The 13308-nt window shown below is 49.1% G+C and carries 17 protein-coding genes and 1 pseudogene; 12 read left to right on the top strand and 6 right to left on the bottom strand.

The genetic code is table 11. The features are described 5' to 3' along the window. Positions 1-63 precede the first annotated feature (63 nt). Complete coding sequence (locus tag RIN69_RS01835; protein ID WP_313855210.1) at positions 64-1968, top strand: ABC transporter ATP-binding protein; 1905 nt, start codon at positions 64-66, stop codon at positions 1966-1968. A 35-nt stretch (positions 1969-2003) separates the two neighbouring features. On the opposite strand, the gene tauD is transcribed toward RIN69_RS01835, so the two are convergent. From tauD to RIN69_RS01810, 5 genes are all read right to left on the bottom strand, one after another. Beyond that, positions 2004-2855, bottom strand: coding sequence for a taurine dioxygenase (gene tauD / locus RIN69_RS01830; protein WP_313855209.1), 852 nt, complete (start codon positions 2853-2855; stop codon positions 2004-2006). Continuing rightward, on the bottom strand, positions 2852-3682 hold the full coding sequence (gene tauC, locus RIN69_RS01825; RefSeq protein ID WP_313855208.1) for a taurine ABC transporter permease TauC: 831 nt from the start codon (positions 3680-3682) through the stop codon (positions 2852-2854). The genes tauD and tauC overlap by 4 nt, the downstream gene beginning before the upstream one ends. Continuing rightward, positions 3679-4446 (bottom strand): taurine ABC transporter ATP-binding subunit, encoded by a 768-nt coding sequence (gene tauB, locus RIN69_RS01820; RefSeq protein WP_313855206.1) that lies wholly within the window; start codon positions 4444-4446, stop codon positions 3679-3681. The genes tauC and tauB overlap by 4 nt, the downstream gene beginning before the upstream one ends. 9 nt (positions 4447-4455) lie before the next feature. Then, positions 4456-5436, bottom strand: a complete 981-nt coding sequence (tauA, locus tag RIN69_RS01815) for a taurine ABC transporter substrate-binding protein (protein WP_313855205.1) — start codon at positions 5434-5436, stop codon at positions 4456-4458. A 216-nt stretch (positions 5437-5652) separates the two neighbouring features. Further along, positions 5653-6255, bottom strand: a complete 603-nt coding sequence (locus RIN69_RS01810; RefSeq protein ID WP_313855204.1) for a LysE family translocator — start codon at positions 6253-6255, stop codon at positions 5653-5655. Between the two features lie 58 nt (positions 6256-6313). On the opposite strand from RIN69_RS01810, the gene RIN69_RS01805 reads away from it, so the two are divergent. The 11 genes and pseudogenes from RIN69_RS01805 to RIN69_RS01755 all read left to right on the top strand — a co-directional run bounded on the left by RIN69_RS01805 (position 6314) and on the right by RIN69_RS01755 (position 12823). Continuing rightward, positions 6314-7330 carry a hydrolase gene (locus RIN69_RS01805; protein ID WP_313855203.1) on the top strand — a complete coding sequence of 339 codons (1017 nt, stop codon included), beginning with the start codon at positions 6314-6316 and terminating at the stop codon, positions 7328-7330. Between the two features lie 3 nt (positions 7331-7333). After that, positions 7334-7552: a YheU family protein gene (locus tag RIN69_RS01800; protein ID WP_313855201.1), complete on the top strand. Its 219-nt coding sequence runs from the start codon at positions 7334-7336 to the stop codon at positions 7550-7552. Positions 7553-7622: 70 nt separating this feature from the next. Continuing rightward, the gene (locus RIN69_RS01795; RefSeq protein ID WP_313855200.1) at positions 7623-8492 is read left to right on the top strand and encodes a phosphoribulokinase; all 870 of its coding nucleotides are present in this window, start codon (positions 7623-7625) and stop codon (positions 8490-8492) included. A 240-nt stretch (positions 8493-8732) separates the two neighbouring features. Continuing rightward, positions 8733-9530, top strand: coding sequence for a DUF3289 family protein (locus RIN69_RS01790; RefSeq protein WP_313855198.1), 798 nt, complete (start codon positions 8733-8735; stop codon positions 9528-9530). A 13-nt stretch (positions 9531-9543) separates the two neighbouring features. Beyond that, positions 9544-9981, top strand: coding sequence for a DUF943 family protein (locus RIN69_RS01785; RefSeq protein WP_313855196.1), 438 nt, complete (start codon positions 9544-9546; stop codon positions 9979-9981). Positions 9982-10019: 38 nt separating this feature from the next. After that, positions 10020-10412 (top strand): DUF3289 family protein, encoded by a 393-nt coding sequence (locus tag RIN69_RS01780; RefSeq protein ID WP_313855195.1) that lies wholly within the window; start codon positions 10020-10022, stop codon positions 10410-10412. Beyond that, positions 10348-10776, top strand: coding sequence for a DUF943 family protein (locus RIN69_RS01775; RefSeq protein WP_313855194.1), 429 nt, complete (start codon positions 10348-10350; stop codon positions 10774-10776). Before RIN69_RS01780 ends, RIN69_RS01775 begins: the two co-directional genes overlap by 65 nt. A gap of 26 nt (positions 10777-10802) precedes the next feature. Continuing rightward, positions 10803-10922, top strand: a pseudogene (locus RIN69_RS01770) (type VI secretion system tube protein Hcp); the annotation flags it as partial. Between the two features lie 63 nt (positions 10923-10985). Then, a complete protein-coding gene (locus tag RIN69_RS01765) occupies positions 10986-11783 on the top strand; it encodes a DUF3289 family protein (RefSeq protein ID WP_313855193.1) in 798 nt (265 codons plus the stop codon). Continuing rightward, complete coding sequence (locus tag RIN69_RS01760) at positions 11770-12216, top strand: DUF943 family protein (RefSeq protein ID WP_313855191.1); 447 nt, start codon at positions 11770-11772, stop codon at positions 12214-12216. The genes RIN69_RS01765 and RIN69_RS01760 overlap by 14 nt, the downstream gene beginning before the upstream one ends. Before the next feature lie 124 nt (positions 12217-12340). Next, positions 12341-12823, top strand: coding sequence for an Hcp family type VI secretion system effector (locus RIN69_RS01755; protein WP_313855190.1), 483 nt, complete (start codon positions 12341-12343; stop codon positions 12821-12823). 52 nt (positions 12824-12875) lie between these two features. Here the strand turns inward: RIN69_RS01755 and RIN69_RS01750 are convergent, their stop codons facing one another. Next, positions 12876-13280: an OsmC family protein gene (locus RIN69_RS01750; protein WP_313855188.1), complete on the bottom strand. Its 405-nt coding sequence runs from the start codon at positions 13278-13280 to the stop codon at positions 12876-12878. Positions 13281-13308: the final 28 nt, after the last annotated feature.

The following is a 13308-nucleotide window of genomic DNA, read 5'->3' as shown; positions in this document are numbered from 1 at the left end:
AGGTCATTCCGAAATTCTGATTATGATGACAATAAATTAACATATTCTGACGATACGGCGCTTATGATTGTATTTTCCTCGTTACAAATTCGTCGCGGCATCCGCGTGCTGCTGGACAATGCTACTGCCACCATCAATCCAGGCCAGAAGGTCGGGCTGGTGGGTAAGAACGGCTGCGGAAAATCGACCCTGCTGTCGCTGCTGAAGAACGAGATGAGCGCCGATGCGGGCAGACTCACTTATCCGACTAACTGGGCGCTGGCCTGGGTTAATCAGGAGACGCCCGCGCTTGACGTGCCGGCAATTGAGTATGTTATCGACGGCGACCGTGAATTTCGTCAGCTGGAATCCGAATTACAGCACGCCAATGAAATTAACGATGGTCATGCCATCGCTACGCTACACGGCAAGCTGGATGCAATTCAGGCGTGGACCATCCAGTCGCGCGCAGCCAGCCTGCTGCACGGCTTAGGTTTCAGTCAGGAACAGCTGCAACGCCCGGTCAGTGATTTCTCCGGTGGCTGGCGCATGCGCCTGAATCTTGCACAGGCGCTGCTGGTTCGTTCCGATCTGCTACTGCTGGATGAACCGACAAACCACCTCGATCTTGACGCGGTGATCTGGCTGGAGCGCTGGCTGAAAAGCTATCCCGGTACGCTAATCCTGATCTCTCACGACCGCGACTTCCTCGATCCGGTAGTCGATAAGATTTTGCATATCGAGCAGCAAGGTCTGTTTGAGTACACCGGCAACTACAGTTCCTTCGAACGTCAGCGTGCGACTAAGCTGGCGCAGCAGCAGTCGCTGTTTGAGCATCAGCAGCAAAAAGTCGCGCACTTACAAAGCTATATCGATCGTTTCCGCGCTCAGGCCACCAAAGCGAAACAGGCGCAAAGCCGTATCAAAATGCTGGAGCGTATGGAGCTGATTGCACCGGCGCACGTCGATAACCCGTTCACTTTCAGTTTCCGTCAGCCGGAAAGCTTGCCTAATCCACTGCTGAAGATGGAAAAAGTGAGTGCTGGCTATCAAGACCGGGTGATTCTTAACTCCATCAAGCTAAACCTGGTGCCCGGCTCACGCATTGGCCTGCTGGGCCGCAACGGCGCGGGTAAATCAACGCTGATCAAGCTGCTGGCTGGTGAACTGGCGCCATTGCAGGGCGATATCGGTTTAGCCAAAGGAATTAAGCTCGGTTACTTCGCCCAGCATCAGCTCGAATTCTTACGGGCAGATGAATCGCCGTTACAACACCTGGTGCGTCTGGCGCCAAAAGTGCTGGAACAGCAGTTACGTGATTATCTTGGCGGCTTTGGCTTCCAGGGCGATCAGGTCAGCGAGAAGACCGAACGTTTTTCCGGTGGCGAAAAAGCGCGACTGGTTCTGGCGCTCATCGTCTGGCAGCGCCCCAACCTGTTACTGCTTGATGAACCGACCAACCACCTCGATCTCGATATGCGTCAGGCGCTGACCGAGGCGTTAATCGATTTTGAAGGCGCACTGGTGGTGGTCTCGCACGATCGTCACTTATTGCGTTCAACCACTGACGACCTGTACCTGGTGCATGACGGCAAAGTGGAAGTGTTTGAAGGCGATCTGGAAGATTATCAGCAGTGGCTGAGCGATGTGCAGAAGCAAGAAGCCCAGCAGGATGCAACACCAAAACTGGATAACGCCAACAGCGCCCAGTCGCGCAAAGACCAGAAACGTCGCGAGGCGGAATTGCGCACCCAGACGCAGCCGCTGCGCAAACAGATTACCCAGCTGGAAAAACAGATGGAGAAGCTGAATGCGCAGCTGACGGCAGCGGAAGAGCAGCTGGCTGATTCGGCGATTTACGAGCAAAGCCGTAAGGCCGACTTAACCGCCGCGCTGAAAAGCCAGGCCGAGAGTAAGTCAGCACTTGAAGAGTGCGAGATGGCATGGCTTGATGCGCAGGAGCAGCTGGAGAATATGCTGGCTGAATAAAGAGTTAGCGGGCGGCGTTCTCGCCGCCTGTTGCTTTATCCCGCACGATAAAACGGTTTATCCCCTAAAATCGTTGCCCGATGCATAATCCGTCTTTGTGGCAAATAGTCAGCATTGGCATAATGCTGCGTCACCCGGTTATCCCAGATCGCTACATCATCCTGCTGCCAGCGCCAGCGCACCTGAAATTCAGGCTTGGTGATATGCGCAAACAGAAATGCCAGCAGTGCATCACTCTCTTTCTGCGTTAAATCCACAATACGGGTGGTAAAACCCTCATTGACGAACAGCGCCTGTTTGCCGCTGACCGGATGAGTGCGGATTACCGGATGCAGCAGCGGCGGATTACTGGCCACCGCTTTTTTCCAGCGCGCATGCTCTGCTTCGCTGCCACGATGTTTAAACTCCTGGAAAGATTTGGTGAAGTCATGCTCGGCCTGTAAACCACTCAATAGCGTTCTGATCGGCGCGGAAAGTGCCTCATATGCCGCAATTCCACTGGCCCACAGGGTGTCGCCGCCGCTGTCCGGCAGATGCCTGGCGGCGAGAATCGCCCCGGCGGGTGGCGTGTCGATAAAGGTGACGTCGGTATGCCAGTTATCATTATCCGGCGGATTATTGTCATGGGTATCCAGCACGATAATCTCTTCAACATCGGCGGCATGTGGATAAACCGGATGGATATGCAGATCGCCAAAGCGCGCGGCCAGCGCCCGGTGCTGCACCGGAGTCAGCGGCTGCTGGCGAAAAAACAGTACCTGATGGCGAATCATCGCATGATACAGCTGTTCAAACTGGGCATCGCTCAATGGACGAGCCAAATCAAGATTACTGACTTCTGCCCCGATGTAAGGGCCGAGCGCGGTGATAGTGAGACGTTCGTTCATTGTACAACTCCATGCCAGGGTGTCAGACGACGCTGTAGCGCGCGCAGACCCAGTTCTAAGGTAAATGCGATTACCGCAATCACAGCAATGCCAGCCAGCACCACGTCAGTGGCAAGAAACTCACCGGCAGACTGCACCATAAAGCCCAGCCCGCGTGTGGCCGCGATCAGCTCGGCTGCCACCAGTGTCGACCAGCCAACGCCCAGCCCAATACGCAGCCCGGTTAAAATCTCCGGCAACGCACCGGGCAATACTACATACCACAGCACCTGCCAGCGGCTGGCACCCAGCGAACGTGCCGCACGCAGCCGCACCTGCTGGGCGCTTTTCACTCCTGCCAGCGCTGAAAGCGCCACCGGTGCGAAGATCGCCAGATAGATCAGTAAGATTTTTGAAGTTTCGCCGATGCCAAACCAAATAACCATCAGTGGCAGATAAGCCAGCGGCGGCACCGGACGGTACAGCTCAATCAGTGGATCAAGAATGCCGCGAACCGTGGCGTTCAGCCCCATCGCGATTCCAACCGGAATGCCGATTAACGCCGCGGCGAACAGCGCGATCAGAATTCGCGTCAGGCTGGCCGCCAGATGCTGCCATAAGGTCGCATCCATAAAACCTTGCGCACTGGCGACGGTCAGCAACTGATGCAATACCTGTTGTGGCGCTGGTAGAAACAGCGGACTAATCAGCTTCAGCGCAGTAACACTCCACCAGATGGCTAACAGCACCAGCAGAGTGGCGGCGCTGAGCGTCAGCTGGCGCGACAGTGGCCAGCGCAGTTTCGATGCCGCTGGCGTCGTCACTTTGTCATTAATCAGTGAACTCATGAGAACACCTCGCGTTGCTGAAACACCTGACTGAGAACATATTCACGGCGCTCAATAAAGCGCGGATCGGATTTGATTGAGCGGCAGGATTCACCGTCAGCGTAACGACGCCCAAAATCGAGCGACAGGCGTTCGATAATGCGTCCGGGGCCCGGCGACAGCAGAATCAGCTCACTGGCGAGAAACACCGCTTCTTCAATATCATGAGTAATCAGCAATACTTGTTTACCGCTTTCACTCCACAGCTTCAGCAACAGTTCCTGCATCTGCTCGCGGGTAAAAGCATCGAGCGCACCAAACGGCTCGTCGAGTAGTAATAGCTGCGGATCGGCGGCCAGTGCTCTGGCAATACCGACGCGCTGCCGCATACCGCCGGAAAGCTGCCAGATATAGCGCTTTTCTGCCCCTTCCAGCCCGACTTTATTCAGCATGCGCTGCGCAACCGCCCGCCGCTCCGTTTTACTGACGCCCGCCAGCTGCAGGCCAAACGCCACGTTATCCAGTACGTTACGCCACGGCAGCAATCCCTCATGCTGAAACACCACGCCACGCTCGGCGCCGGGCCCGGTAATGGTTTTACCTTCGAGCGTGATAGAGCCGGATTCCGGCGCTAAAAAACCGGCAATCAGATTGAGTAAGGTGGTTTTGCCACAGCCCGACGGCCCCAGCACCACCAGTAACTCCCCGGAATCAATCGACAGATTGATATCCTGTAGCGCCAGATGACCATCGTAGCGGGCATGCAAATGAGAGACAGATAACATAGGCGCGCCTTACTGATTAGCGAGTGGTTTAACAAAGCGATCGGTAACATAATCGCTATAGTCCGTTGCCACCTGCGGCACTTTACCCTGCTCTTTCAGGAACTTCGCCGTATCGATAATCGCTTTATCAACCGGCTGCCCCAGTTGAGTAACCTGTTGCGCTGCGGTCAGGTAGGTATTCCCTTTTACCAGCCCCGGAACCTGCTCATTCGGCACACCGCTCAGGCGCGACAGTTTGCTGAGGTTATCGTCAGCTTTCAGCCACTGCTCCGGGTTATCGAGATAGGCTTTCTGCGCGGCCAGCGCGCTACGGGCAAAGGCGGTTACCACCTCTGGATGCTGCTGAGCAAAGTCTTTACGCACCACCCACACATCCAGCGTTGGCGATCCCCACTGACCGACCTGGGCGGAATCGGTCAGCACATGGCCTTCCTTCTCCAGTTCGTTAACTGCCGGCGCCCAGACATAGGCACCATCGATATCGCCACGCTGCCAGGCGGCAGTAATTGCCGCAGGTTGCAGGTTAATGATCTGGACCTGGCCAGGCTTGATGCCCCAATGTTTCAGCGCTGCCAGCAGGCTGTAATGCGTCGTCGAAATAAACGGCACCGCAATGCGCTTGCCAATCAGATCTTTAGGTGAGGTAATCTCTTTTTTCACGACCAGCGCTTCAGAGTTACCGAGTTGCGAAGCCAGCAGGAAAACTTCAATCGGCACCTGCTGACTGGCAGCAACCGCCAGCGGGCTGGAGCCAATATTACCAATCTGCACATCACCCGAAGCCAGTGCACGTACCACGCTGGAACCACTGTCAAATTTGCGCCAGTCGACTTTTGCGCCACTCTCTTTGGCAAACGTATTATCTGCCTGGGCAACTTTTGCCGGTTCGGCAGAAGTTTGATAAGCCACCGTAACATCGACGGCGTGCGCATTCAGCGCTGCCAGTGACAATGCTGCCGCAACCAAAGATTTACGCCATTTTCCCGCCATGTTTGACTCCGCTGGTTATTGTTATCAGGTGATTTGCTGATAGTTTTAACCGACAGTTAACCCGGCGATAAGTAATTAAAAATTCTGTTTAAGCACAAAATCGCATTAGAAGTTATTGCGCATAACTCATGCAAAAAATGGCAAAGGAAACGGCGGGTTTAATGCAGGCAAAAAAAACCACCGCTTCGCGGTGGTTGGTGACGAAAGTGCGGCAAATTAATGCCAGATAAGCAGTACGCAGGCCGCGGTAAGCAGCCCCATCGAAATATTAAATATGGCCCAGGCACGACGGCTACGCAGAATACGGCCAATCAGCGTTCCAAAGCCCAGCCAGATCATCCCGGAAACAATATTCACCGACACAATGCCAATACTGATCGCCATCACTGAACTACGGTAAGCCTCACCCGCCAGACTAAAGCTGGCTACCGCGCCGAGCGCCATTAACCAGGCTTTCGGATTAACCAGTTGCAGTAACCCTCCCTGCCAGAAAGGCATCGGGGCAGTCGGCCCTTCACCGGTCTCAAGCTTTTCGTAACTGGCTGAACCAATTTTCCATGCCAGCCACAACAGATAAAGGCTACCGGCGATTTTCAGGATAAGATGCAGTGAAGGATAGATCAGCAGTAAACCACCAACGCCAAACGCCACTAACAGCAGCATCGCCTGCATACCGAGCATAATTCCAATCATCAACGGCAGTGAGCGAAGAAAACCGAAATTGGCGCCGGAGGCGGTGAGTAACATATTATTAGGGCCAGGTGTAATTGCGGCGACCCACAAAAAGCCCAGCATCGACAGAAAAAGACTCAGTTCCATGAAACGGGTGCTCCTCACCCCCAAACGATTGCTAACCCATCGAAGCTAACAGTGTGATATGGATCGTACAAGCCTTCTGAACATGAAATTTAATCCCGCAGCTGATGATTCATTTAATCCGATGCCTGGCATGGGTAATCCACATCTGCAAACGGTGTTGCCGCGGCTGATTCGGCGTCGTATTTTGCTTCAGCCCCACTGGCAGCGGCTGACTCTGCCTGACGGCGACTTTGTCGATTTAGCCTGGAGTGAAGACCCGGCACAGGCACGTGGAAAACCGCGAGCGGTGCTGTTTCATGGTCTTGAAGGCAGTTTTCACAGTCCTTATGCTCATGGGCTGTTGCAGACGTGGAAAGAACGCGGCTGGCTCGGCGTAGTGATGCATTTTCGCGGTTGTAGCGGCGAACCCAATCGCCTGCAGCGCATCTATCACTCTGGAGAAACCAGCGACGCCAGCTACTTTTTGCAGTGGATGCAGGACACGCTGGGAAAAGTGCCGACCGCTGCGGTCGGCGTATCGTTGGGCGGCAATATGCTGGCTTACCTGATGGGCCAGCAGGGTGAAGAGTGTTTGCTGGATGCTGGCGTGGTGGTCTCAGCACCGCTGATGCTGGAACCCTGCAGTGAACGCCTTGAGCAAGGTTTCTCCCGCGTTTACCAACGTTACCTGCTAAAGCTGCTGAAGCAGAATGCCGAAAGAAAGCTGTTGCGCTGGCCGGGAACCCTGCCGATCGATCTGCACCAGCTTAAGGCACTGAAGAAACTGCGCGATTTCGATGATGCTATTACCGCGCGCGCCCACGGTTTTAATGATGCGCTCGACTACTACCGCCGCTGTAGCGCGCTGCCGCTGCTGCCAGCGGTGGTTAAACCGCTACTGATCATCCACGCGCAGGACGATCCCTTTATGACGGACGCCGTTATTCCCGATCTCAGTAAACTACCTGCTAACATTGAGTATCAACTAACTAAAAATGGCGGACACGTCGGCTTTGTTGGCGGCACTCTGCGCCAGCCACAAATGTGGCTTGAACAGCGTATTCCGCAATGGCTTTCTCACTATCTGGATAACTAAGCTGTGATTATTCCCTGGCAAGATCTGACGCCCGAGGCGCTGGAAAATCTGATTGAATCCTTTGTGCTGCGTGAAGGCACCGATTATGGCGAGCAAGAGCGTTCGCTGGAACGTAAAGTTGAAGATGTCCGTCGCCAGCTGAAAAATGGTGAAGCCGTGCTGGTATGGTCCGAATTGCATGAAACGGTCAATATCATGCCACGTGGCCAGTTGCGCGAATAAAAGGCCAATGACTTTACTGCTGGAAACGTGTTAACAATGCTCATCGCCCCACCTTCACAGGGAGCTTATTATGTCAGCCAGGCATCCGGTTATCGCCGTTACCGGTTCAAGTGGTGCAGGAACCACGACCACCAGTCTCGCCTTCCGTAAAATTTTCCAGCAGCTGAATCTGCACGCTGCCGAACTTGAAGGCGACAGCTTTCACCGTTTTACCCGTCCAGAGATGGATATGGCGATTCGCAAAGCGCGTGATTTAGGTCGCCACATCAGCTACTTTGGTCCGGACGCCAATGATTTTGGCCTGCTGGAGCAGACGTTTGTTGAGTATGGTCTCAATGGCAGCGGCAAATCGCGCAAATATCTGCACACCTATGATGAAGCGGTGCCGTGGAACCAGGTACCCGGAACATTCACCCCGTGGCAGCCCCTGCCGGAGCCGACCGATGTACTGTTTTATGAAGGACTGCACGGCGGAGTGGTAACCCAACAGCATAATGTGGCAGAGAAAGTGGATCTGCTGGTGGGAGTGGTGCCGATCGTTAACCTTGAGTGGATTCAGAAACTGGTGCGCGACACCAGTGAACGCGGCCACTCACGCGAAGCGGTGATGGATTCGGTGGTGCGTTCAATGGAAGATTACATCAATTTCATCACACCTCAGTTTTCGCGCACTCATATCAACTTTCAACGCGTGCCAACGGTAGATACCTCGAATCCGTTTGCTGCGCGCGATATACCGTCGCTGGATGAAAGTTTCGTCGTAATCCATTTCCGGGGCCTGGAAGATATCGACTTCCCTTACCTGTTAGCGATGCTGCAAGGCTCATTTATTTCGCATATTAACACCCTGGTAGTACCGGGCGGAAAAATGGGTCTGGCGATGGAATTGATTATGGGGCCACTGGTTAAACGCCTGATGGAAGGCAGGAAAATCGAGTAATCGCTTAATCAGTCAGGAACAGTGTATATTTGTTCCTGACTATTATTTCTTTATTTATTATATTTATCTGTTTCAATACGCGGTTAATTAATCCCTTTAGATATTTCTGCAACGCTCAAAGAAATTTGACAATGAATTTGTGAGGCGGCAGGTATTTTTCAATTCTGATACTTTTAAATCGACAGATAACCCGATAGTCTAGGCGAAAGGACACAGTAAAAAAATAACAGGATGTTATTGATGAATACCCCTATCGAAAATCCCAGGCAGGCACTGCCCATCAGGTTACCCATCCGGCTATTTGAGACCCAGAAAAGGATGGATGACTACAAGGCTGAAGATATGAAATTTGGCGATCTTACTCAGTTTTGCCTGCAAGAGTATTATCAGCTAAAAGATATCTCAAAAAATATTAATCCCTTTACTCATCCAAACCGTGATGAAAGTGCACGCATCCTGTTTGACGAGTTTCGTCAGTTATCTGACACCTTTTCGTTTATTGGTCCCTATAAAGGGCTTATCCGCAGCTTGATTGATCATATGCAACAAAACAGCGGTAAGAAGTTTACCGATAAACGATTGGATAATGCGTTGTCGGGGCATAGTTCGATGCAGAGCTCGTTGAAGAAAATAAAAGATACTTTAACGACTAATATTGATTGGCATAAAGGATATTTTCCTCGGAAGAATTATGAATTTTTCACACAAATGATCCAGGAATCCAAACTGCCTAAGTTTGATAACTGGAATGATCATGTCAATGGGCTAACAATAAGTGTGCATGATACCAGTGCAACTCATATCACTCTTGAGTCACTTGAGATAAACGATAATGCCTACAAGGCAAAAGTACACTACCGAGTTCAGGACCACTTTGGTCTTGATAACGCCGACATAACCCATCGGCTCTATCGTCAATTTCGCATTTTTCGCATCTGGTTTGTCATACAGCGCTGGGAAGGTTATGGTTATAGACCATTTATCACTGAAATGAGCGATACCAAAAAAATTGAAGGTAGCCGTTTTGATAAGATATAGATGGTTTTTGATAATGGTGTTTATTACAGTAATGATACTAAGCTGGCGCCTTCAACAGGCCACTAAGATCATAGCAGTTCATTCAAATGAAAAAGGGACTGCTTTTCGTGTAATTATGAAGTATCCACCAGTAACTGATAAAGGGAAAATTAAATGGTGGGAGGAAAACAACATGATAATGAATGAAAAATATCATGTTCCAGTTGATAAAGGAAGCTATTTAATCAGCTTTTGGGTCTCTGATTATAAAAAAAATTCTAATGCTGACCAGGAAGGCGATCTGCTTTGTTTTAATGACATGAACACAACTGCAAATTGTATCGAGAAAAATAATAATCCATTAACCATTCTATATAATCATGATACTCATCAAATGATGATTTCTCTCAATAATGGAGAAAGCACCTATTTTAAAAACACCCTGACAGGGCATATGCGCAAGGTGGATTGATAACTTAATGGATTGAAAATAAAAACAGGATGTTACTTATGGATACCCCTATCGAAAATTCCAGGCAGGCACTGCCCATCAGGTTACCCATCCGGCTGTTTGAGACCCAGAAAAGGATGGATGACTACAAGGCTGAGGATATGAAATTTGGCGATCTTACTCAGTTTTGCCTGCAAGAGTATTATCAGCTAAAAGATATCTCAAAAAATATTAATCCCTTTACTCATCCAAACCGTGATGAAAGTGCACGCATCCTGTTTGACGAGCAACGCTGGGAAGGTTTTGCATTTAAGCCCTTTATCACAGAAATGAACGTGACTAAAACGATTGAGGGTGGGCGTAATGATAAAGACCAGATGGATTTTAATGACGTTGACCATACCTTGCGGCGTTATATTCTGGAATTTACTGCTTCCTACTCAAGTTGTTGATGTGCATTATAAATCAGAAAGTGATAGTTATTTTGTTATTGTTAAGAACTTCCCCTTTACTGATAGTGGAAAAATCAAGTGGTGGGAAGAAAACAGACACCTGCTTGGAGAAAAATATCATATACCCATTAACTCTGATAAGTACAGCATTGGCTTCTGGACTGGCGATTACAAAGAAGAAGCCAATACCGATCAAGGCAGCGATTTACTGTGTTTTTATGATATGAAAAGTAAGAAGAAGTGTATTGAAAAAGATAGCCAACCCTTAAAGATTTGGTATAGAAAAGATGATAATGAAGCCCAAACCACTTTTCTTTTCAATAACTGGCAAAGAACACATATCAAAAAAGACAGCATCAAATAATAAGGGGCAAGGAGGAATACCGATATATTAAAATCGATAACATCAACGGAGAGCCGCAGGATGCTAATCATAAAGGCTGGATCAAAGTCAGCTCTTTCAGTTGGGGGGCTACCCAGCCAGCGAATATCAATGTTGGCGGTGAAGGCAGAACATATGCGCAAGGTGGATTGATAACTTAATGGATTGAAAATAAAAACAGGATGTTACTTATGGATACCCCTATCGAAAATCCCAGGCAGGCACTGCCCATCAGGTTACCCATCCGGCTGTTTGAGACCCAGAAAAGGATGGATGACTACAAGGCTGAGGATATGAAATTTGGCGATCTTACTCAGTTTTGCCTGCAAGAGTATTATCAGCTAAAAGATATCTCAAAAAATATTAATCCCTTTACTCATCCAAACCGTGATGAAAGTGCACGCATCCTGTTTGACGAGTTTCGTCAGTTATCTGACACCTTTTCGTTTATTGGTCCCTATAAAGGGCTTATCCGCAGCTTGATTGATCATATGCAGCACAACACGGGTAAAAAATTTACCGATAAACTAATGGATGATGCATTGGCTGGGCATAGTTCGATGGATGATTCATTGAATAAAATAAATAAAGCCATGATTAAACTCATAGATTGGGATGCAAGAATTTATTCTCAACAAGATTTTTACGGGCTTGAGGATGCCATCAGGAAATCAGTTCTTCCTAAATTTAATGAAAAACTCGATCGTATTAACGGTTTGACGATTTCTATCCACGATACCTGGTCAACACACATCACTTTCAATTCTCTGGAAATTACTGGCGATCGATATAAGGCTAAAGTGCACTATCGAATTCAGGATCACTTTGGTCTTGATGATAACGATATTAATGACTGGCTTTACAAGCAATTTCGAATTTTTCGCATCTGGTTTACGTTACAACGTTGGGAAGGCTACGGTTTTAAACCTTTTATCACTGAGATGAATGCGACAATGGCAGTTGAAGGTGGACGTTTTGACAAAATTTAAAGGAATTTTGTTCATTTTTATCGCCGCTACCGGGTTTTTGGCATGGCGCTTTCTCGCTCCGGTCGAAATCATTGATGTTCATCGTTTAGACACACGAGACAGCTTCGACATTATCGTCAAAAATTTCCCATTAACAGATAAAGGGAAAATTGAGTGGTGGGAGAAAAACAAAGACGTATTAAAAGTAAAGTATAACGTTCCTGTAGGACAAGATGATTATGGCATTGGTTTCTGGGTGGGCGAATACAAAGAGGAACCCGATACCGATCAGGGAAGCGATCTGCTTTGCTTTGAAGATATGCGATCCACGAAAAATTGCATTAAAAAAGGAAACCAACCGTTACAAATATGGTATCGAAAAAAACAAAGAGAAACTATTTTCCTTTTTGATAACTGGCAAAGAACCTGGGTGATAAAAGATAGCATCAATTAAGCACAGTGGCGCCATGACGTTTTAAAATATAAAAAAAGGGGACAGTTAATAATTAAATAATAATCCATTTATTACTGGTAAAAAATATTACAAAAACTCACCCATCACATCATAAGGAGCAAGGATGAATACCGATATATATATGAAAATCGATAATATTAACGGAGAGTCGCAGGATGCTAATCATAAAGGCTGGATCAAAGTCAGCTCTTTCAGTTGGGGGGCTACCCAGCCAGCGAATATCAATGTTGGCGGTGGAGGCGGAACAGGCCGCGTGCAGTATCAGGATTTACAGGTTATTGCAGATGTAGATAAAGCCACGCCGGCAATTATGCGCTATCTGTCGAATGGCAAACATATCAATAAAGTTGAACTGTCTGCCTGCCACGCCAGCGACGGTCAGGTTGAATATCTGCGCATCACACTGGAAGAAGTGTTGATCACTGGTGCAAACTATAACGGCACCTCTCACACAGACAGAATCGGTATGAGCTACAAATTTCAGGCAGCCAAAGTTGGTCAACAGTATTGGGAACTGACGGCCAATGGCGGCAAAGGTCCAGAAACCGCATCGGGCTGGCATATTAAAGAGAATCGCGAAACCTGACCGGGCAAAACAGGACCTTTCACAGGTCCTGTTTACCGACGTGAATTAGCGCTTAGCACTCAATCACTTCATAGCTATGGGTAATCTCAACGCCTTTACCCAGCATGATTGCCACTGAGCAATACTTCTCGGCCGACAGGTCAACCGCGCGTGAAACCGCTTTATCGGTTAACGCTTTACCGCTGACCACAAAATGCAGATTAATATGGGTAAAAATACGCGGCGCTTCTTCACGACGTTCAGAAGTCAGTTTTACTTCACAGTCAGTGACATCGTTACGCCCTTTTTGCAGAATCGACACCACATCAATCGCGCTACAGCCACCCGCAGCCATCAACACCATCTCCATCGGGCTTGGCGCTTTATCACCGGAATTGCCATCCATCAACACCTGGTGACCGGATGCGGATTCTCCTAAAAATGTCAGCCCTTCCACCCACTTCACTCGTGCTTGCATATTATTAATCCTCTAATTCATTCAGTTA

The sequence above is a fragment of the Winslowiella toletana genome, from assembly GCF_032164335.1.
Taxonomy (GTDB): domain Bacteria; phylum Pseudomonadota; class Gammaproteobacteria; order Enterobacterales; family Enterobacteriaceae; genus Erwinia; species Erwinia toletana_A.
Note: the sequence above shows the minus strand (reverse complement) of the source record. Positions and strands in the feature narration are given on the sequence as shown.

Excerpts from the sequence above, each read along its gene's own strand:
- RIN69_RS01805 (WP_313855203.1), top strand. The coding sequence starts at position 6,314 with ATGGATCGTACAAGCCTTCTGAACATGAAATTTAATCCCGCAGCTGAT.
- RIN69_RS01810 (WP_313855204.1), bottom strand. The coding sequence starts at position 6,255 with ATGGAACTGAGTCTTTTTCTGTCGATGCTGGGCTTTTTGTGGGTCGCC.
- tauC (WP_313855208.1), bottom strand. The coding sequence starts at position 3,682 with ATGAGTTCACTGATTAATGACAAAGTGACGACGCCAGCGGCATCGAAA.
- RIN69_RS01780 (WP_313855195.1), top strand. The coding sequence starts at position 10,020 with ATGGATACCCCTATCGAAAATTCCAGGCAGGCACTGCCCATCAGGTTA.
- RIN69_RS01790 (WP_313855198.1), top strand. The coding sequence starts at position 8,733 with ATGAATACCCCTATCGAAAATCCCAGGCAGGCACTGCCCATCAGGTTA.
- RIN69_RS01775 (WP_313855194.1), top strand. The coding sequence starts at position 10,348 with ATGACGTTGACCATACCTTGCGGCGTTATATTCTGGAATTTACTGCTT.
- tauD (WP_313855209.1), bottom strand. The coding sequence starts at position 2,855 with ATGAACGAACGTCTCACTATCACCGCGCTCGGCCCTTACATCGGGGCA.
- tauB (WP_313855206.1), bottom strand. The coding sequence starts at position 4,446 with ATGTTATCTGTCTCTCATTTGCATGCCCGCTACGATGGTCATCTGGCG.
- RIN69_RS01795 (WP_313855200.1), top strand. The coding sequence starts at position 7,623 with ATGTCAGCCAGGCATCCGGTTATCGCCGTTACCGGTTCAAGTGGTGCA.
- RIN69_RS01785 (WP_313855196.1), top strand. The coding sequence starts at position 9,544 with ATGGTGTTTATTACAGTAATGATACTAAGCTGGCGCCTTCAACAGGCC.
- RIN69_RS01835 (WP_313855210.1), top strand. The coding sequence starts at position 64 with ATGATTGTATTTTCCTCGTTACAAATTCGTCGCGGCATCCGCGTGCTG.
- tauA (WP_313855205.1), bottom strand. The coding sequence starts at position 5,436 with ATGGCGGGAAAATGGCGTAAATCTTTGGTTGCGGCAGCATTGTCACTG.
- RIN69_RS01750 (WP_313855188.1), bottom strand. The coding sequence starts at position 13,280 with ATGCAAGCACGAGTGAAGTGGGTGGAAGGGCTGACATTTTTAGGAGAA.
- RIN69_RS01755 (WP_313855190.1), top strand. The coding sequence starts at position 12,341 with ATGAATACCGATATATATATGAAAATCGATAATATTAACGGAGAGTCG.
- RIN69_RS01765 (WP_313855193.1), top strand. The coding sequence starts at position 10,986 with ATGGATACCCCTATCGAAAATCCCAGGCAGGCACTGCCCATCAGGTTA.